Below are 18,287 nucleotides of genomic sequence, written 5' to 3' on the forward strand. Positions count from 1 at the left end.
CGGTGCCGGTGTCGGGTTCGTACAGGCCGGACAGGATCTTGGCCAGGGTGGTCTTGCCCGAGCCGTTCTCCCCGACGAACGCGATCACCTCACCCCGCTTGATCTCCACCGAGACGCCGTTGAGGGCGGGGGTCTCGGCTCCTGGATAGGTGAAGGTGACGTCGTCGGCCGTGATGCGCTCGAAGGTGTCGGGGACGGGCAGCGGGCGGGAGCCGGTCAGGCGCTGCTCCGCGTCCTCGCAGAACGTGACGAAGTCGGTGAAGTAAAGGCCCTCCTCGTAGAGCTCGTTCGTGGCGTACACCAGGTTGCCGAGCGAGTTCTGGGCCGAGCGGATGGCGAGGACCGCAGTGCCGGCCACCGCGAGCGGGATGGCGGCGACGGCGAGCAGCACGCCGAGCGCGACGTAGACCAGGGCGGCGCCGAGGCCGCCGAGCGCCTCGCCGACGAGCCTGGCCGTCATCTGCCGCCGGGCCAGGCGCAGCATGACGTCCTGCTCGGCGCGGGCGACGGCGTCGTACACGCGCAGCAGGAAGCCGCGCATGGTGAACGAGCGCACCTCCGCGGCCGGCTCCCGGTCGGCCAGCAGCTCGGCCACGATCCACTTGCGGCGGTGCACGGGGATCAGGGCGTAGAGGGTGGCGTAGCGCATCTTGGCGCTGCGGACCAGCGCCCAGGCGTCGGGCAGCACGGCCAGCAGCAGGAGCGGGAGCAGCACCGGGTGCAGCACGCCGAGCACGCCGGCCACGGCGGTGATGCCGACGGCCGCGGTGACCACGTCGATGGCGCTGCGGACCACCGCGTCGGACATGGCCACGCCGCGCAGCCTGGCGCGTTGCAGCGCGTCGTGGAACTCGGGGTCGTCGTAGGCCACCAGGTCGACGCGGCTGGTCAGGCCGTACAGGCGCTCTTCCGTCAGCCGGGACACCTGCGGGGTGAGGCGGGACTGCGCGAAGCCCGCGCCCGCCTGCGCCGTCGTGCGCAGCACCGCCGCGCCCGCGACCAGCGCCAGGCTGGGCAGCGCGGCCACGACGCGGTCGGGGGTCGGGCCCTGGCTGAACAGCGCGGTCAGCACGCCCGTGGTGGCCAGCAGGCCGAACGCGGTGAACACCCCGGTCAGCAGGTTGAGCGAGATCGTCGCCACGGTGTCGCGCGGGCTGGCCCGCCAGGCGGTGCGCATCGCCTGGCCGACGAGCGCGGGCAACCGGCGGGCGATGGTCAGGAAGCCCACCTCGGCGAGCTTGTCCATGTGGGCGTGCCAGTCGGAGAAGGAGATCTCGCCGAGTTCGAGCGGCTCATCAGCCATGAGGTGAGTGTTCCCGCCGGCGTCGGCTTTCACGTACGCACAAGGGCGTGCATACACAGATCGTCGTATGGACGAACGGCCATCACCGCCCTGTGTACACGTCTACACATGGTCATGCCTGCCGCGCTTACATCCTCGAATGGCCATGTCAGCGCATGTGCCGGCCCCTTCTGCACATCTACCGTTCTACGTGTGATCGACCGCACCGCGCGTTCCTCGCCCCTCGCGTCGGGGGCGTCGCGGCCGATCGGTCGGGGACGTCACGCGTCCGCACGGGGCCGGGCCTTCTCGGAGGGGTGGGGGCCCGGCCCCGGGCGCGTGACAGCGGGCTCGGGCCGCGCAGGGCTCGAGCCCGCCCTTACTCATGGCCGCGCTCCTTCTTCGCGCTGAGGCCGGAATATGCGGAGCTGTTACCGCTCATCCCTTGACGCACGGCTGCCGGAAGTGGGTTGATAGCCGTTGTTGACAACGTTGTCAAAATCACCGACTTCGGGGGGCTTCGAAGGGATGGTGTGGGATGCGACGGTGGTTAGCGGCCGTATCGATCACGATGGTGAGCGTGCTGGGCCTGGCTGCCTGCGGCGGCGGAGGCGGGAGCACCACGCCGGCCGGACAGTCGCCCGCGGCGAGCGGCGGCAAACAGCAGGTTGAGGTCTTCTCATGGTGGACGGGCCCCGGCGAAGCCGACGGCCTCCAGGCCATGAGGAAGATATTCGAAGAGAAGAATCCGAACTACACCTTCTTCGACGCGGCGGTGGCCGGTGGCTCCGGTGACAAGGCCAAGGCGCTGCTGCAGTCGAAGTTGCAGGCCAGCACCCCGCCCGACACCTTCCAGGGGCACGCGGGCGCGGAGTTGCAGGGCTACATCAAGGCGGGCAACCTTGAGGACCTGACCTCGCTCTACGACGAGCTGAAGCTCAAGGACGCCTTCCCCGCGCAGCTCGTCGAGCAGATCAGCGTCGAGGGCAAGATCTACTCGGTGCCGGTGAACATCCACCGCTCCAACGTCCTGTGGTTCAACCCGGCCGTGCTCAAGGACGCCGGGGTGGCCGCCGCGCCGAAGACGATCGAGGAGTTCATCGCGGCGCTGGAGAAGGTCAAGGCCAAGGGCAAGGTCCCGCTGTCCATCGGGTCGGAGTGGACGGTCACCCACCTGATGGAGAGCGTGCTGCTCGGCTCGCTCGGCACCGACGCCTACAACGCGCTGTTCAAGCCGGGCGCCGACTGGAACAGCCCCGAGGTGACCAAGGCGCTGGAGAACTTCGCCAAGATCCTGTCGTACGCGGGCGACCCGCAGGACGACTGGCAGCCGGCCGCCAAGCAGGTGGCCGACGGCGACGCGGCGTTCAACATCATGGGCGACTGGGCGTACGGCTACTTCCACAACCCGCCGGAGGGCGGGCTGGGCAAGACGTCGAAGACCGACTTCGACTGGGCGCCGGCTCCCGGCACCGAGGGCACCTACCTGTGGCTGTCCGACAGCTTCACGCTGCCCAAGGGCGCCAAGAACCGGGAAGGGGCGCTGGCCTGGCTCAAGGTCGCGGCCAGCAAGGAGGGGCAGGACGCCTTCAACCCGAAGAAGGGCTCCATCCCCGCCCGCAAGGACGCCGACCAGTCGCTCTACACCGACTACCTGGGCGACGCGCTGAAGGACTGGTCCAGCAACAAGCTGGCCGGCTCCATCCAGCACGGCGTGGCGGTCAACCAGCCGTGGCTGGCCGCGATCAACGAGGCGGTCGGGCTGTTCATCGCCAGCAAGGACGCCAAGGCGCTGCAGCAGGGCCTGGCCGACGCGGCCACGGCCAACGCCCAGTAAGTCGGGTCAAACCGCAAGATCACTGCAGGATGCGGCGGGCGCCGGTGCGCGCCTGCCGCATCCGTGAGAGGGAATGCTTGTGAGGCGGGCGCGTACGTGGCTGCCCGGACTCCTCCTCGTCACGCCGTCGATCGTGCTGATCGGCGTCTTCGTGTACGGCATGCTCGGCTGGAACTTCCGGGTCGCCATGACCGACCAGCACGATGCCGTGTCCGAGGGGAAGTTCGTCGGGCTGCAGAACTTCGTCGACATCTGGGACCTGCCCCGGTGGCACCTGTCGGTGAACCACGCGATCATGTTCACGGTCGTGTTCGTGCTGGGGGCGCTGCTGCTCGGGTGGCTGCTGGCGTTCCTCATGGAGAAGGGGATCAGGGGCGAGGGCACCTTCCGCGCGATCTACCTGTTCCCGATGGCCATCTCGTTCGTGGCGACCGGGATCGTGTGGCGCTGGCTGATGAACTCCGGGACCGGGGAGCGGGCGGTCGGGCTCAACCGGCTGTTCGACTGGATCGGGCTGCCGCAGTGGCAGTGGTTCCGGGATCCGGACTGGGGGATGGCCGCGATGGCGCTGCCGGCCATCTGGCAGATGTCCGGATATGTCATGGCACTTTTCCTGGCGGGATTCCGCGGCGTGCCCGAGGAACTGCGCGAGGCCGCGCGGGTGGACGGCTGCACCGAGTGGGGCGTCTACCGGCACGTGGTGCTGCCCCTGCTCAGGCCGGTCACGCTCTCCGCGCTGATCATCCTGGGGCACATCTCGCTCAAGGTCTTCGACCTCATCGTGGCGGTGTCCGGAAAGCAGATCATCACGGACGTGCCCGCCGTGTTCATGTGGGTGGCCGTGTTCGACTCGAACGATCCGGCGAAGGGGGCCACGATCGCCTCCTACATCGTGCTCAGCGTGGCGATCTTCGTGATCCCGTACCTGGTCTGGTCGGTGCGTAAGGAGAGGCGATCATGACGGCGGTGGCCGGGCGCAGGGCGGCGGTGTTCGGCTGGACGAAGGCCGGCCTGCTGATCCTGTTCGTGTTCGTCTTCCTCATCCCGATCTACGTGCTGCTGGTGACCAGCTTCAAGCCGCTCACCGAGGCCGACCCGGGCCAGGCGTGGAACCTGCCGCAGACGTGGACGACCGAGGCGTGGCGGGTGGCCTGGGAGAAACTGGCCCCCGGCCTGTGGAACAGCGTGCTGCTGGCGGTGCCGGGGTCGCTGCTGTCGTGCGCGCTCGGCTCCATGAACGGCTACGTGCTGTCCAAGTGGCGCTTCCCCGGGGCGGACGTGCTGTTCACGCTGTTCCTGTTCGGCATGTTCATCCCGTACCAGGGGGTGATGATCCCGCTGGTGCAGCTGCTGGTGTGGGTGGACGAGCAGGCCGGCCTGCAGGGCGTCTTCTACGGCGGCATCCCCGGGCTGGTGCTGGCGCACGTCGTGTACGGCATCCCGATCTGCACGCTGATCTTCCGCAACTACTACGTGACCATCCCCGACGAGCTGATCGAGGCCTCACGGGTCGACGGGGCCGGGATGTTGCGGGCGTACTGGTCGGTGGTGCTGCCGGTGTCCGCGCCGGCCATCGCCGTGGTGATCATCTGGCAGTTCACCTCGCTCTGGAACGACTTCCTGTTCGCCGTCTTCCTGACCGGGCCGACGAGCTGGCCCACGACCGTGATGCTGAACAACATCGCGGGCGCGCAGGCCACCCCGTACAGCCAGCAGATGGCGGCGGCCATCCTGGCGTCCGTCCCGACGATGGTGATCTACGTCGTGCTGGGCCGGTTCTTCATGCGCGGCCTGATGGCGGGGGCGCTCAAGGGGTGACCCCACAGCGACCCCCGAGCGCCCCCATGCGGACCCCTTCAGGGGGTCGCCAGATGGGCGAGTGGCTCGCCGCGTACGTAGCGGGCCACGTCCGCCGCCACGATCGAGGCCGCCTTCATCGCGGTCTCCTTGCTCGCCCCGGCCAGGTGCGGGGTCATGACCAGGTTCGGCGTGGTGAGCAGGCGTGAGCCCGCCGGGATGGGCTCCTCGGGGAAGACGTCCGTCGCCGCGCCGAACAGGTGGCCGGAGTCGAGGGCGTCGCACAGGGCGTCGTAGTCGAGCAGCGCGCCCCTGGCGCAGTTGACCAGGACCGATCCCCTGGGCATGGCCGCCAGCTCGGCGGCGCCGATCATGCCGGCCGTCTCGGGGGTGGCGCGGGCGTGCAGGGAGACGAAGCGGGAGCGCCGGAGCAGCTCGTCCAGCTCGACCTTGCCGGGCAGGTCCACGTACGGGTCGTGTACCAGCACCTCCGCGCCGAAACCCTCCAGCATGCGGGCCACGCGGCTGCCGATCGCGCCGTAGCCGACCAGGCCGACGGTGCTGCCGTCCAGCTCGGGGCCGACGTTGTCGTAGGTGTAGTAGTCGCCCCGCCACACGCCGCCCGCCAGGTCGCCGTGGGTCTGCGGGATGCGGCGGGTGGCGGCCAGCAGCATCGCCAGCGTGTGCTCGGCGGTGGCGACGGCGTTGCGGCCCGGCGCGTACGTCACCGCGACCCCTGCCCGCGCGGCGGCCTCCAGATTGGCGTTGACCGGTCCGCCCCTGCTCACGCAGAACAGCCGCAGGTCGGGGGAGGCGTCCAGGACGCGCTTGGTCAGCGGCGCCATCTGGGTCACGCACACCTCGACGCCGCGCAGCGCCTCGATCAGCTCGTCCTCCACGTCGGAGGCCTCGTCCACCTCCCCGACCCGGCCGAACGGCTGCACCGGCCACGGCAGCGTCAGCTCGCTGAGGTCCACCCCGCCGGGGACCTCGCGTCTGAGAGCGTCGCCGAACAGGCTGTTGCGGACGAAGTGATCACCGGCGGCAAGGATCCGGATGGTCAACGAACGGCTCCAATCGGGGAGTTGTACTGCAGCAGCGCCACCCGGCCCGCCCTCAGGCGCAGCTCGGTCAGGGCGCAGTTGTCCAGGCGCGGGAACAGCCGCCGGTACTCGCCGAGCGGCACTCCGATGAGCCGGCACAGGGTCAGCCTGATGGCCGTCGTGTGCGCGACCACCAGGACCCGGCCGCCGGGATGCGCAAAGGCGACGTCGTGCAGCGCGCCGGCGAAGCGGGCGGCGGCCTCGTGCGGGTCCTCGCCGTCCGGCAGCGGGTTCGCGGCGGGGTCGGCCTCGAAGGCGGCGCGGGCCTCGGGGAAGCGGGCCGCCATCTCGGCCGTGGTGAGGCCCTCGCCCTGGCCGAAGTCCAGCTCGCGGAGCCGGGCGTCGGTCCGCACCGGCAGGCCCGCCTGGTCGGCGGCGGCCTGCGCGGTGATGCGGGCGCGGCTGAGCGTGGAGGCCCACACGGCGGCCAGGCCCGCGCCCGCGGCCCATCCGGCGAGCCGGGCGGCCTGCTCGTGGCCGCGCGGGGTCAGCTCGATGTCGCTGACGCCCGCGTAGCGGTTCTCGGCGTGCCAGACGGTCTCGCCGTGACGGACGAGCACGAGGTCGGTCATGGGGTCGTCCTCTCGTGGGTGAGCACGAGGTCGGTCATGAGGGGGTCCTCTCGCGGGTGCGCCCGAGGCAGGTCATGCGGTGGTCCTCTCGCGGGCGTGGGTGGCGGCCTCGGGGTCGAGCCAGCCGCGCCGCTCCAGCTCGGTGACGAAACGGACGTACGCCTCGCCCAGGCGGGCCTCTGAGGGCTCGACCACCGCGCGGGTCCTGATCATGCGGGCCGGGTCGCCGCCCGCCAGCACGGCCATGCCCAGGGCGGGCTCGGCGTTCTCGCGCAGCGTCACGGGGCGCTCCAGGACGTCGGCGCGCAGCTGGGTCCAGTACGCGCTCCTGGTGGCCCCGCCGGTCAGGATGAACTCGCCGTCCACCGGGGCGCCGAGCAGGTCGAGGTAGTCGAAGCAGAGCCGCTCGACGAAGGCCGCGCCGAGCAGGATCGCGGTGTACCGCTCGACGTCGTCGGCCGGCTCGCCGAGCGTGAACGACTCGGCGTCCGGCGCGGCGAAGGGGAACCGCTCACCACGTGAGACCAGCGGATAGGTGACAACAGGTGCGCGGCCCGGCCGGGGGCCGTAGCGGGCGGCGGCCTGGGTGCTCAGGGCGTCGAGGTCGCGGCCGGGCAGGTCGCGGGTCAGGACGCCCGCACCCGTGCTGGACGCCCCGCCGGGCAGCCACGAGCCGTCGGGGGCGCGGTGCGAGTACACGACGCCCAGCGGGTCGTGGATCAGCTCCTTCGTGACCCCCTTGAGCACCAGCGTCGTGCCCAGGACCGAGTTCCAGCTGCCGGCCCGCTGCGCGCCCGCGCCGAGCTGGGCCGCGCAGCCGTCCGTGGTGCCGGCGATCACCGGGGTGCCCTCGGGCAGGCCGGTCTCCCCGGCCGCCGCAGCGCACACCTCGCCCAGGCGGGCGCCGGGACGTACGACGTCGGGCAGCATCCCGGCGGGCACGCCCAGCGCGTCGAACACCTCCATCGGCCAGCGCTCGCCGATCAGATCGACGCCGGTCTTGAGCGCGTTGCTCAGGTCGGTGGCCACCTCGCGCCCCACCAGGCGGCGGTTGACGAAGTCGCTCTGGTGGGCCAGGCGGGCGCCTGCCGGAGCGCCGGGCAGCAGCCACAGCAGCTTCGGCAGCCCCCAGTTGGGCTGCATCCGCCGGTAGCCGAGCCGTTCCCACACGGCCGCGCCCGCCTCGTTCGCCCGTTCCGCGCCGGCGCGGCGATCGTCGTACATGAGGGCGGGCGTCAGCGCCCGGCCCGAGGGGTCGGTGAGCAGGATCGTTCCAGAGGTCGCGTCCACCGCCACGCCCTCGACCCGCTCGCCGGCCGGCACGCCGCGCAGCGCCTCGCGGGTCGCCGCGGCCAGCTCGCGCCACCACTGCTCGGGGTCCTGCTCGTGGCGGGGGCCGTCGCGGTGGCTGGTCAGGGGGCGGCTGCCGGTGCCGAGCACCGTGCCGTCGCCGGTGACGGCCAGGGCACGCACGCTCTGCGTGCCGAGGTCGATGCCGATCCACACGCTCATGTACGGCCTCTCATCGCGCCGAGCAGCGGCCAGGCGCCGGCGTTGTTCGCGCGCAGGGTCAGGAAGTCCTCGTAGAGCTGGTCGTAGCGGGCCCGCCGCGAGGGGTCGGGCTCGACCGCCTCGCGCAGCCGTACGTGCTGCCCGGCGGCCTCGGCGATGGACGGCGCGGCACCTGTGGCGGCCAGCCCGACCAGGCCGGCCCCGCGCGCCCCCACCTCGGTGTCGGCCGAGCGCCGCACGGGCAGCCCGGTGACGTCGGCGATGAGCGCGAGCCAGGTGGCGCTGGCAGAGCCGCCGCCGCACACCCGCAGCTCCGTGGGGTCGGCTCCGGTGGCCGCGAGACAGTCGCGGATGACCATGGTGAGCCCTTCCAGTACGGCCCTGGCGACGTGCTCGCGGCCGTGCTCGAACGACATGCCCAGCAGCGAGCCCCTGGCCAGCGGGTCGGAGAACGGCGCCCGCTCACCGGCAGGCGACAGGTACGGCAGGAACGCCAGCCCACCCGCCCCCGGCTCGCTCAGCAGCGCCAGCTCGCCCAGGTCGGCCGGGCCGTCGAGCCCGAGCAGGCCGCATGTCCACTGCACCACCTCGGTGCCGGCGAACGTGGGGAAGGCCCGCAGGTAGCCGCCGGGCAGCGCGATGGTGATGCCGGTCGGCGCGCCGTCCAGGTCGGGGGTGTCCACGACGACCTCGGTGCACAGCGTGGTGCCGAGGATGCCGCACGCCTGCCCCGCCGACACCGCGCCCGAGCCCAGTGCCGTCGAAGCGATGTCGTACGGGGCCATGACGACCGGCGTCCCCGCGGCCAGGCCGAGCGCGGCGGCGGCGTCGCGGGACAGCTCGGCGACCGGGCAGGCCCGGACCGGGGGCAGCAGCCGTTCTGCCCACTCCAGGCCGAACAGGGACAGCAGGTCCGGTGCGTACGCCCGCGTCCGCAGGTCCATGAACGGCGCCGACGCGTCGGACTCGTCGGCCACCAGCTCCCCGGTGAGCCGGGAGTAGATCCAGCCGCCGCAGGTCAGGTTCGCGTGCGAGCGGGCGAGCCTGCCGGGGTCGTTCGCGTGCAGCCAGGTGAGGATGGCGTGCGGAAGGCCGGAGGCGGCGGCGGAGCCGTTGCGCCGGAAGGCGGTCTCGGCCAGGCCGTCGCGCGTCCAGGCGTCCACGTACGAGGCGGCCCTGGCGTCGTTCCAGAGGATCGCGGGGCCGGTCGGTTCACCGGCGGCGTCCACCAGCCAGCAGCCGTCGCCCTGGGCGGTGACCGCCACCAGGTCGGCGCCGCCCACCTGGGCGGCGACCTCGCGCACGGTGGCCGCGACCGCGTCCCAGACCGCGCCCATGTCCTGCTCGGCGTGTCCGGGGGCGGGTCTGGACACGACGGTCGCGCGCCGGGCGACGGCCGCCTCGGCGCCGGAGGAGTCGTACCCGACCGCTTTGATGACCGTGGTGCCCGCGTCCACGCAGATGATCGCCATCAGGCCCTGCCGTGGGAGGTGCGCGACCGGCGCGACACGGAGTCGACGACCACGGCGAGCAGCAGCACGGCCCCCGTGACCACGAACCTGATCGAGGAGTCGAGGTTGAGCAGGGTCAGGCCGCTGGAGATGGACTGGATGACGATGATGCCGAGCAGCGCGCCGAACGCGGTGCCGCGCCCGCCGAACAGGCTCGTCCCGCCGATCACGGCCGCCGCGATGGCGTTGAGGTTGACGTCGCCCGCGCCGCTGCTCTGGTTGGCCGCCGCCAGCCGGGCCGCGGCCATGATGCCGCCGACCGCGGCGAACGTCGAGCAGAGCACGAACACGGAGGTGAAGACGGCCTTGACGTCGATGCCCGCCCGGCGCGCGGCCTCCACGTTGCCGCCCACGGCGTAGACCGAGCGGCCCCACTTCGTCCGCGACAGCAGGTAGTGCATGATCAGCACGAGCGCGACGAAGAAGACGAACATCCAGCCCACGCCGCGCGTCTGGCCGAGGTACCAGACCACGAAGGCCAGCACCGCCAGCAGCGCCACGCTCCTGACGACCAGCGTCGACAGGCCCTTGGCCGACAGCCCGGCCTTGCGCCGCGCCTGGGCGTGCAGGTAGCCGCTGAGGAACAGCCAGGCGGAGGCGATCACGGCGAACGCGTACGACAGCGGGGCCGGGACGAAGTCGAGCTGGGCGAAGTTCACCAGCGCCGAGTCGAACGGCAGGTTGATCGACCCCTTGGTGCCCAGCACGTACAGCTGCAGCCCGAGGAAGGCGAGCAGCCCGGCCAGCGTGATGACGAAGCTGGGCACCCCGAACCGGTTGAACAGCTGCCCGTACAGCCACCCGATGACCGCGCCCATGAGGACCGAGGCCAGGATCGCCACCCAGACCGGCAGCCCCTGGCCGACGAACAGCACGGCCAGCACCGCGCCCGACAGCCCGCTGACCGAGCCGACGGACAGGTCGATCTGGCCCACCAGCAGCACGCACACGATGCCGAGCGCGATCACGCCGACGGCGGCCGACTCCAGGGTGAGGTTCACCAGGTTCGCGCTGGACAGGAAGATCGGGTTGAGCGCCTGGAACACCGACCAGATGACGATGAGCCCGACGACGACCGGGATGACCCCGAGGTCGCCGCCGCGGGCCCGTTCGACCACGTCGGTGATCGCGCCGCGCCACCCGTCACGGCTCTGCAACCGCTCGTCCTGGCGGTCGGTCGTCACGGCGCTCACTGCTGCCCCCTCTGGTTGCGGCGGGACACCACGTTGTCCGTGGCACCGGTGATGGCGGCGATGATGTCCTCGGTGGAGACCTGGTCCACCGCGAACACCCCGTTGTTGCGGCCTAGCCGCAGCACCGCCACGGTGTCGGCGACGGCCTTCACGTCCGCCATGTTGTGGCTGATCATGATCACGCCCAGCCCGTTCTCGCGCAGCCGCTCGACCAGGTTGAGCACCTCGGCCGTCTGGGCCACGCCGAGCGCGGCGGTGGGCTCGTCGAGGATGATGACCTTCGGGTCGCCGAGCAGCGACCTGGCGATGGCCACCGTCTGCCGCTGCCCGCCCGACAGGGCCGCCACCGGCACCCGCACGCTCGGGATCTTGGCGGAGAGCTGGCGCAGCAGCTCCCACGAGCGGGTCTCCATGGCCACGTCGTTCAGCCGGAGCGGACGGATCTCCTGGCCGAGGAAGAGGTTCTGGATGACGTCGAGGTTCTCGCACAGCGCCAGGTCCTGGAAGACGGTGGCGATGCCGAGCTTGTGGGCGGCGGCCGGGGTCGGGATCTCCACCTGACGGCCCTCGAACGTGATCGTGCCCGAGTCCGGCGGATGCACCCCCGACAGGATCTTGACCAGCGTGGACTTGCCCGCGCCGTTGTCGCCCACGACGGCGACGACCTGGCCGGCGGCGACGTCGAGCTCGATGTCGGTGAGCGCGGCCACGGCGCCGAAGGTCTTGTTGATGCCGCGCAGCGACAGGACGGTCATCGGTCCGCTCCTACTTGATGCCGAGCTCTTCGCAGCCCTTGGCGTACGCGCCCGTGCACACGTCGGCGGCCTTCATGATGCCGCTGTCGAACAGCACTTCCTTGGTGTTGTCCTTGGTCACGACCGTGGGGACGAACAGCTCGGAGGGCGTGTCGTAGAGGGTGGTCTTGCCGGCGGGCTTCTTGCCCTGCATGAATTCCCAGGCCACGTTGGCCGAAGCCTCGGCGACGATCTTGATGGGCTTGGAGATCGTGTTGTACTGGTCGCCCGCGATGATGCGCTGCGCGGCGGCGATCTCGGCGTCGTTGCCGGTGACCGGCGGCACCTTCCCGCCTGCGGCCTTGAACGCGGCGATCGCGCCGCCGCCGGTGCCGTCGTTGGCCGCGACCACGCCGACGATCTGGTCCTTGAACTGGGTGATCTGGCCGCTGACCCAGGTCTGGGCCTTCTCCGGCTGCCAGTCGGGGGTGTCGTACTCGGCGAGCAGCTTGAAGCCGCTCGGGTCGACCGCGCTGTGGATGCCCTTCTTGATCAGCTGGGCCGCCGCGTCGGTGGGGGAGCCGTTGACCTGGAGGATGCCGCCCTCGGCCTTCTCGGCCTTGAGGTGGTCCACCAGGGACTGGGCGATCATCGAGCCGATCTTCTCGTTGTCGAACGAGATGTAGTAGTCGGCGGGCGTGGCCGGGATCGGCCGGTCGTAGGCGATGATCGGCACCTGCTGCGACTGGGCCGACTTGACGATCGTGGCCGCGGCGGCGGAGTCGACCGGGTCGATCACGATCGCCTTGACGCCCTGGGCGAGCGCGGAGTTGGCCTGCTGCTGCTGCTTGGCCGCGTCGGAGTCGGCGTTCTGGTAGATGACCTCGCAGGTCGGGCAGAGCTGCTTCATCCTGGCCTCGAACAGCGGCTTGTCCTGCAGCTCGTATCGGGTCGAGGCGAGGTCGGGCATGAGGAAGGCGACCTTGGCGTTCTGCAGGTCGCCGCCGCCGGTGTCGCCGGCATCGCCACTGCCGCCGGAGCCGCCGCCGCACGCGGCCAGCACCGAGGTCGCGAGCACCGCCACTGCGGCGAACGCGGAGGTCCGCATCTTAGCTCTGTTCACGGGTGTTCCTTAGGTTCCTTGACGCTCGCCGGCCCCCGAGAAGGGGACACGCCCTCACGGGAGGGCATGTCCCGTGGTGCGGCTCACGTTAGCGCGCGTTCAGAAACTTTGTCCAGCAAATGTGTTCAGAGTTGGTGGGCGGCTGCCAGCAGGCCCTCCGCGGTCGGGGTGTCCGTGACGAGCTGGTTGAAGTAGCCGCCCCTGGCTCCGGCGACGATCGAGAGCACCTTCTCCGCGCCGACGGCGACGGCGATCGTGTGGGGGATGCGGCGCAGCTCCTCCGGCTTCGCCGCGACCAGGCGCTCGCTGCCCGGATAGGTCACCGGGGCCCCGTCGCGGTCGTAGATGCGCATGCACACGTCGCCCACGGCCTGGCGCAGGCTCTCAGCGTCGCGCGGCATGAGGGAGGGCACCATCTGCCGCATCAGCGGGGCCGAGCCGACGCCCACGATCGCGCACTTGGCGTGCGCCCACAGGTCCATCACCCGGCGCACGGACGGCTCGTGCTGCAGCGAGTAGAACAGCTCGGGACCGGGCAGCGCGGGGGCGTAGAGGTAGGCGGGCACGCCGCCCGCGCGTTCGGCCAGGATGCGGGTGGTCTCGTTGGTCTGGAACCAGGGCTGCGGCTCCTCCTGGCCGCCCACGGCCGGGGCGATCGTGACGCCCGGGTACTGGCCCAGGCCCTCGCGGGCGCACTCGTACACCGTGGTGCCCGAGGAGACGAGCACGACGTCGCCGGATTCGAGGCCGACGGCGGCCAGCGCGCGGGTCACGCCGGGCGCCAGCCACGGGCCCAGCGTGGGGCCGCTGACCTTGGGGACGAGATAGACGCGCGCCAGCCCGAGCGCCCGCGCCACCTCGTCGGCCAGCGGGCCGTCCTCCAGCGCGGCCGGCCGGTGCACCTTGATCTCGACGATGCCCTGCCGGCGCGCCTCGGTGAGCAGCCGGCTCACGGTCGCCCTGCTGACGCCCAGGCGCCCCGCTATGTCGCCCTGTGTGGCGTCCTCCATGTAGTACTGCTGGGCCGCCGCGTACATCAGCTCGGGGGCGAACCTCGGCTGTGCCTCGGGGGCGACGTCGGCGGCATTCATGCGCGCGCTCCTGATACGGCTTGTGAACAAAGTTGCAGAATGGATGCCCAACGACTATACCTGCGTGCCCAGGCTAGCCGTTGATCAAGGCCTCGCCCAGAGGGGTGCGCGTGTACAGGACACTCCGGCCGACGCGGGTGCCCACGATCACGCCCGTCCTGCGCAGCGCCGCGAGATGGCCGCCCGTGGTGCCCAGGCTCTGCCCGAGCAGCGCGGCGAGCTGAGTGGTGGTGGCCGGCTCCGCCAGCTCGGCGAGGATGCGGGCCCGGCTGCGGCCGATCAGCGCCGCCAGGTCCGCGTCGGGCGCGGGCGGAGCGGCCGCGAGGCCCCTGACGGGATAGACCAGCGCGTACGGCCAGGCGTCCTCCAGATAGGTGCCGATGGCGCCCATGAACGCCGACGGCAGGAACAGCAGGCCCTTGCCGTCGAGCCGGTGGGTCCCCCGCCTGGTGGTCAGCTCGACCTCGATCCGGCCGCTGCGGTGCCAGCGCACGTTCGGGCGCAGGTCTTCGAGGGCCGCCTGCCAGCCGTACGCGGCCAGCCGCCCGGCCCGCTGCGCCACGTCGCGCTGGAGCACCGCGCGGAAGCGGGGCCAGTCGTGGGAGAGGATCTCGCGCCACAACGCCTCGTACGCCGCCGCGAACCGCCGCACCACGTCGGGCCCCAGCAGCAGCTCCCTGATCCAGTCCGGCACGGGCGGCCGGGCGGCCAGCGCCCGCCGGATCTCCCCGTGCGCCGTCTCCAGCGGCGTCGCGCGCATGGCCGCGAGTTCCGCCTCGAACGGCACGTCCACGGCCGTCGGCGGGGGCGCGACGAAGTCGACGTTGGCGTCCCCCTTGTTGCCGCTGATCACGGCCGACGCCCGCAGCACGGGATGCTCCGCGACGAGCTTCTGGTACGTCTCGCGCCACCGCGCCACCCACGGGCCGTTGGCGCCGGCGGGGTAGCGGCCGGCCAGCACCCACTGCGCGTGCATGGTCTCGATGAGCGGTGAGATCGCGAACCTGCTCGCCATCACGTCCTGAGGTACGACCTCAATCGTCACCATGTTTCGGTTATATCCGAATAAGTCGCGTGGGGAGGGAGCGGGCCAGCACCATCTGGCGTGTGAAAGGCGCGACGTTCGGCGAGGTGTTCGCCGTCAGGGAGTTCCGGGTGCTGTTCGGCAGCTTCGTGCTGCTGGTCGGCGGAGACTCGATCAAGATGCTGGCCCTGTCGGTGCTGGTCTACACGCGGACCGGCTCACCCGGGCTGTCCGCGGCGGCGTACATGGCCGGGTGGCTGCCGTTCATCGTGGGCGGGCTGTTCCTGCTCTCGCTGGCCGACCGCCTGGCGCCGCGGGCGCTGATGGTGGCGGGCGAGCTGATCAGGGCCGTCACGTGCCTGCTGCTCGCCTACGCCGGGCTGCCGGTCTGGGCGATGCTGGCGCTGGTGCTGGTCACGGGTGTGTTCTCGCCGGTGTTCTTCGCGGCGCGGGCCGCGATGCTGCCCGAGGTGCTGCCGGGGGACGCGTTCGTGCTCGGGCGGTCGATGCTCAACGTGGCCTCGGCCAGTGCGCAGGTCGTCGGGCTGGCGGCCGGGGGCGCGTTCCTCGCCTTCGCCGGACCGGCCGGCGCGCTCGCCGTCACGGCCGGGCTGTCGGTGGTGGCCGCGCTGGTGCTGCGGTTCGGGCTGCCGTACCGGGCGGCACGGGGCGGGGAACGGCGCGGCGCGGTCCGGCAGACGCTGCGGGTCAACCGGCGGCTGTTGGCCGACGGCCGGGTCCGCGGGCTGCTGCTGGCCGGCTGGCTGCCGTGTGTGTGCCTGGCGGGCGCCGAGGCCATGGTGGTGCCGTACCTGGGCGGGCAGGGACAGGCGGGGGTGGTGCTGGCGGTGGCGGCCTGCGGGATGGCGGCCGGCGAGTTCGCGGTGGGGCGGTTCGCGGCCCCAGGACTGCGGGAGCGGCTGTCGTTGCCGCTGGCGGTGCTGCTGGGGGTGCCCTGGCTGGCGTTCGCGCTCTCGCCCGGGGTCGCCTGGGCGGCCGTGCTGGCGGCGATCGGGGCGGCCGGGCTGTCGTACCAGCTGGGGTTGCAGCGGCGGTTCGTGGACGCGGTGCCGGAGGAGGTGCGGGGGCAGGCGTTCGGGCTGCAGTCCGCCGGGCTGATGACGGGGCAGGCGGCGGGGGCTGCGGTGGTGGGCGTGCTGGGGGAGGTGGTCGCGCCTGGGCAGGCCATCGCGCTGTCGGGGGCCGCGGGCGTGGTGGTCGCCCTCTCCCTGGCCCGCGTGCTGCGGCCCGCGCGACTTGCTACAGGTGTTCAGGGGTGAGTTCGCCCGAGCCGCGGGGGATGAGGCGTACCGGGAGCTCGATGTGCTCCGACGGGCCCGTGTCGCCGCGCAGGCGGCGGAACAGCAGCTCGGCCGCCACCCGCCCCATCCAGGACGGATCCTGCGCCACCACGCTCACCCCCGGGTCGAGCAGGTCGGCCAGCTCGAAGTCGTCGAACCCCACCAGCGCCGGCCGCCGCCCGTCCAGCACCCGCAGGGTGGTGACGGTGCAGCGGCCGTTGCCGGTGAACAGCGCCGTCGGCGGGTCGTCCAGGCCGAACATGCGCTCCACGGCCGCCCGCACCGCCTCGGGCGCAGGTGTCCGCATCGAGACCAGCCGCTGGTCGAAGAGCCCGCCCAGCTCCTCCTTGTAGCCCTGCAGCCGCCCGGCCGCGGTGAAGATGGCCGGGTCGTCGCCGAGGAAGGCGATCCTGCGGTGACCGTGGCTCAGCAGGTGGCGCACCGCCTGCCTGGCGCCGCCCACGTTGTCGCTGAGCACGGTGTCCACGTCGATCCCCGCACCCGGCGGCCGGTCGGCGAACACCACGGGCGTGCCCGCCTCCAGCTCGGGCCGCAGGTAGGTGTGGTCGTCCCCGGCCGGCACCATGATCAGCCCGTCCACCCGGCGCGCGCAGAAGGTCTCGACCAGCTCGCGCTCCCTGCCCGGCTGCTCCCCTGACGACCCGCTCAGCAGCAGGCAGCCATGGTCGATCACCACGGTCTCCACCGCCCGGCTCAGCCCCGCGTAGAACGGGTCCGCCACGTCCTCGATGACCAGCCCGATCGTGGCGGTCGTGCCTCTGCGCAGCACCCGGGCGCTCTCGTTGCGGCTGTAGCCCAGCCGGTCGATGGCCGCCCGCACCCGCTCGGCCGTCTCCGGATGCACGCCGGGCTCGCCGTTCACCACCCGGGAGACGGTCTTGAGCGCCACGCCCGCCGCCGAGGCGACGTCCTTCATCGTCGGTCTCACGTCTGGATCATTCCCTAATCGGGACCTGTAGACAACGTTGTCAAGAGGTTATGCGAGAGTGGTCCTCTATGTCGTTCAGATCCGCTCTGCTCGTGGCGGGGTTCGCCCTGGCCGCGCTGAACCTGCGACCGGCCATCGCGGGGCTCTCGCCGCTGCTCGACGAGATCATGGACGACGTGGGTCTCAGCCCCGCGGGCGGCGGCGCGATCACCACGGTCATGGTGGTCTGCCTCGGGGTGTTCGGGCCGCTCACGCCGATGCTCGCGCGCCGCTTCGGCCTCGACCGCACCCTGCTGGCGGGCCTGCTGGTCATCGCGGCCGGCCTGGCGCTGCGCGGTCTCGACGGCGCCCCCGTGCTCTACCTCGGCTCGGCCCTGGCCGCCACGGCCATCGCGGTCATGAACGTCTCCATGCCCGGCATCGTCAAACAGCACTTCCCCGACCGGATCAACCTGATGACCGGCGTCTACGTCTCGTGCGTGGTGGCCGGCGCGGCGGCCGCGTCCGCCCTCGTCGTCCCGATCGAGCACACCACCGGGTACGGCTGGCGCGGCGTCTCCGCGCTCCTGGCGGTGCCCGCGCTGCTGGCGGCGCTGCTCTGGCTGCCGCAGGCGCTGCGCGGGCGGCCCGGCGGGCAGAACGGCCCCCGCCCCTTCGGCGCGGTGCTGCGCAGCCGCGTCACCTGGTACGTCACCGCCCTCATGGGCCTGCAGTCCCTGACCTTCTACGTCATGCTGGCCTGGCTGCCGACGATCTACCTCGAAGCCGGCCTCGCCGCCGACCAGGCCGGCTACCTGCTCAGCCTGACGAACCTGGTCCAGGTCGGCACCTCCCTGGCGGTGCCCGTGCTGGCCGGGCGGCGGGCCTCGCAGGTGCCGTACGTGATCGGCGCCGGCGTGCTGACCGTCTTCGGGTACCTGGGCGTGCTGCTGGCCCCGACCACGCTGCCGTGGTTGTGGATGATCGTGCTCGGGATCGGCCAGGGGGCCTCGTTCGCGCTGGCCCTGCTGATCATCGCGCTGCGCCCGGCCGACCCCGCCGGGGTGACCGCGCTGTCGGCCGTGGCCCAGTCCGTCGGATACGTGATCGCCGCGCTGGGGCCGCTGCTGTTCGGGTACCTGCGGCAGGTGTCGGGGTCCTGGACGGTGCCGCTGACGGTGGGGCTGGGTGTGGTCGGGGTGCAGCTCGTGGCCGGCTGGTTCGCCGGCCGCCCTGGTACGTTGATCAGGTCCGCCCCCTAGTTTCCCCGGGAGAGGCA

The 18,287-nt window shown here is 71.9% G+C and carries 16 protein-coding genes; 5 read left to right on the forward strand and 11 right to left on the reverse strand.

What is annotated here, in order from left to right:
- On the reverse strand, window positions 1–1,303 hold a 1,303-nt coding region (locus tag B0I32_RS40725), incomplete at its 3' end, for an ATP-binding cassette domain-containing protein (protein WP_106249172.1).
- 517 nt (window positions 1,304–1,820) lie between these two features.
- On the opposite strand from B0I32_RS40725, the gene B0I32_RS40730 reads away from it, so the two are divergent.
- The 3 genes from B0I32_RS40730 (at window position 1,821) to B0I32_RS40740 (ending at window position 4,937) form a co-directional block, all read left to right on the forward strand.
- Entirely contained in the window at window positions 1,821–3,119 is a 1,299-nt protein-coding gene (locus B0I32_RS40730) for an ABC transporter substrate-binding protein (RefSeq protein WP_106248844.1), read from the forward strand.
- 73 nt (window positions 3,120–3,192) lie between these two features.
- A complete protein-coding gene (locus tag B0I32_RS40735) occupies window positions 3,193–4,080 on the forward strand; it encodes a carbohydrate ABC transporter permease (protein ID WP_106248846.1) in 888 nt (295 codons plus the stop codon).
- The gene (locus B0I32_RS40740; RefSeq protein ID WP_106248848.1) at window positions 4,077–4,937 is read left to right on the forward strand and encodes a carbohydrate ABC transporter permease; all 861 of its coding nucleotides are present in this window, start codon (window positions 4,077–4,079) and stop codon (window positions 4,935–4,937) included. The genes B0I32_RS40735 and B0I32_RS40740 overlap by 4 nt, the downstream gene beginning before the upstream one ends.
- Before the next feature lie 38 nt (window positions 4,938–4,975).
- Here B0I32_RS40740 and B0I32_RS40745 read toward each other — a convergent pair whose 3' ends face one another.
- From B0I32_RS40745 to B0I32_RS40785, 9 genes are all read right to left on the reverse strand, one after another.
- The gene (locus tag B0I32_RS40745) at window positions 4,976–5,980 is read right to left on the reverse strand and encodes a 2-hydroxyacid dehydrogenase (RefSeq protein WP_181308340.1); all 1,005 of its coding nucleotides are present in this window, start codon (window positions 5,978–5,980) and stop codon (window positions 4,976–4,978) included.
- Window positions 5,977–6,591 (reverse strand): histidine phosphatase family protein, encoded by a 615-nt coding sequence (locus B0I32_RS40750; protein ID WP_106248850.1) that lies wholly within the window; start codon window positions 6,589–6,591, stop codon window positions 5,977–5,979. The genes B0I32_RS40745 and B0I32_RS40750 overlap by 4 nt, the downstream gene beginning before the upstream one ends.
- Window positions 6,592–6,663: 72 nt before the next feature.
- Window positions 6,664–8,103 carry an FGGY-family carbohydrate kinase gene (locus B0I32_RS40755; protein WP_106248851.1) on the reverse strand — a complete coding sequence of 480 codons (1,440 nt, stop codon included), beginning with the start codon at window positions 8,101–8,103 and terminating at the stop codon, window positions 6,664–6,666.
- Window positions 8,100–9,575: an FGGY-family carbohydrate kinase gene (locus B0I32_RS40760; protein ID WP_106248853.1), complete on the reverse strand. Its 1,476-nt coding sequence runs from the start codon at window positions 9,573–9,575 to the stop codon at window positions 8,100–8,102. The genes B0I32_RS40755 and B0I32_RS40760 overlap by 4 nt, the downstream gene beginning before the upstream one ends.
- Complete coding sequence (locus B0I32_RS40765; protein WP_219912281.1) at window positions 9,575–10,807, reverse strand: sugar ABC transporter permease; 1,233 nt, start codon at window positions 10,805–10,807, stop codon at window positions 9,575–9,577. Before B0I32_RS40765 ends, B0I32_RS40760 begins: the two co-directional genes overlap by 1 nt.
- Window positions 10,804–11,562 (reverse strand): ATP-binding cassette domain-containing protein, encoded by a 759-nt coding sequence (locus tag B0I32_RS40770; RefSeq protein WP_106248855.1) that lies wholly within the window; start codon window positions 11,560–11,562, stop codon window positions 10,804–10,806. Before B0I32_RS40770 ends, B0I32_RS40765 begins: the two co-directional genes overlap by 4 nt.
- 10 nt (window positions 11,563–11,572) lie before the next feature.
- Window positions 11,573–12,664, reverse strand: coding sequence for an ABC transporter substrate-binding protein (locus tag B0I32_RS40775; RefSeq protein ID WP_219912282.1), 1,092 nt, complete (start codon window positions 12,662–12,664; stop codon window positions 11,573–11,575).
- A 125-nt stretch (window positions 12,665–12,789) separates the two neighbouring features.
- Window positions 12,790–13,755 (reverse strand): sugar-binding transcriptional regulator, encoded by a 966-nt coding sequence (locus tag B0I32_RS40780; protein ID WP_106248857.1) that lies wholly within the window; start codon window positions 13,753–13,755, stop codon window positions 12,790–12,792.
- Window positions 13,756–13,828: 73 nt separating this feature from the next.
- A complete protein-coding gene (locus B0I32_RS40785) occupies window positions 13,829–14,803 on the reverse strand; it encodes an ArsR/SmtB family transcription factor (RefSeq protein WP_245956341.1) in 975 nt (324 codons plus the stop codon).
- Between the two features lie 59 nt (window positions 14,804–14,862).
- On the opposite strand from B0I32_RS40785, the gene B0I32_RS40790 reads away from it, so the two are divergent.
- Window positions 14,863–16,059 carry an MFS transporter gene (locus B0I32_RS40790; protein WP_245956342.1) on the forward strand — a complete coding sequence of 399 codons (1,197 nt, stop codon included), beginning with the start codon at window positions 14,863–14,865 and terminating at the stop codon, window positions 16,057–16,059.
- On the opposite strand, the gene B0I32_RS40795 is transcribed toward B0I32_RS40790, so the two are convergent.
- A complete protein-coding gene (locus B0I32_RS40795) occupies window positions 16,040–17,029 on the reverse strand; it encodes a LacI family DNA-binding transcriptional regulator (RefSeq protein WP_245956343.1) in 990 nt (329 codons plus the stop codon). The two genes, B0I32_RS40790 and B0I32_RS40795, sit on opposite strands and share 20 nt — an antisense overlap.
- 68 nt (window positions 17,030–17,097) lie before the next feature.
- Here B0I32_RS40795 and B0I32_RS40800 point away from each other — a divergent pair, with 68 nt between their 5' ends.
- Window positions 17,098–18,270 (forward strand): CynX/NimT family MFS transporter, encoded by a 1,173-nt coding sequence (locus B0I32_RS40800; protein ID WP_106248861.1) that lies wholly within the window; start codon window positions 17,098–17,100, stop codon window positions 18,268–18,270.
- The last annotated feature ends 17 nt before the right edge of the window (window positions 18,271–18,287 follow it).

Source organism: Nonomuraea fuscirosea (assembly GCF_003001935.1).
Classification (GTDB): domain Bacteria; phylum Actinomycetota; class Actinomycetes; order Streptosporangiales; family Streptosporangiaceae; genus Nonomuraea; species Nonomuraea fuscirosea.

What these genes read in the sequence shown, in the direction of transcription:
- B0I32_RS40740 (WP_106248848.1), top strand. Translation starts at nt 4,077, where the DNA reads ATGACGGCGGTGGCCGGGCGCAGGGCGGCGGTGTTCGGCTGGACGAAG.
- B0I32_RS40755 (WP_106248851.1), bottom strand. Translation starts at nt 8,103, where the DNA reads ATGAGCGTGTGGATCGGCATCGACCTCGGCACGCAGAGCGTGCGTGCC.
- B0I32_RS40785 (WP_245956341.1), bottom strand. Translation starts at nt 14,803, where the DNA reads ATGGTGACGATTGAGGTCGTACCTCAGGACGTGATGGCGAGCAGGTTC.
- B0I32_RS40800 (WP_106248861.1), top strand. Translation starts at nt 17,098, where the DNA reads ATGTCGTTCAGATCCGCTCTGCTCGTGGCGGGGTTCGCCCTGGCCGCG.
- B0I32_RS40750 (WP_106248850.1), bottom strand. Translation starts at nt 6,591, where the DNA reads ATGACCGACCTCGTGCTCGTCCGTCACGGCGAGACCGTCTGGCACGCC.
- B0I32_RS40730 (WP_106248844.1), top strand. Translation starts at nt 1,821, where the DNA reads ATGCGACGGTGGTTAGCGGCCGTATCGATCACGATGGTGAGCGTGCTG.
- B0I32_RS40735 (WP_106248846.1), top strand. Translation starts at nt 3,193, where the DNA reads ATGCTTGTGAGGCGGGCGCGTACGTGGCTGCCCGGACTCCTCCTCGTC.
- B0I32_RS40780 (WP_106248857.1), bottom strand. Translation starts at nt 13,755, where the DNA reads ATGAATGCCGCCGACGTCGCCCCCGAGGCACAGCCGAGGTTCGCCCCC.
- B0I32_RS40770 (WP_106248855.1), bottom strand. Translation starts at nt 11,562, where the DNA reads ATGACCGTCCTGTCGCTGCGCGGCATCAACAAGACCTTCGGCGCCGTG.
- B0I32_RS40760 (WP_106248853.1), bottom strand. Translation starts at nt 9,575, where the DNA reads ATGGCGATCATCTGCGTGGACGCGGGCACCACGGTCATCAAAGCGGTC.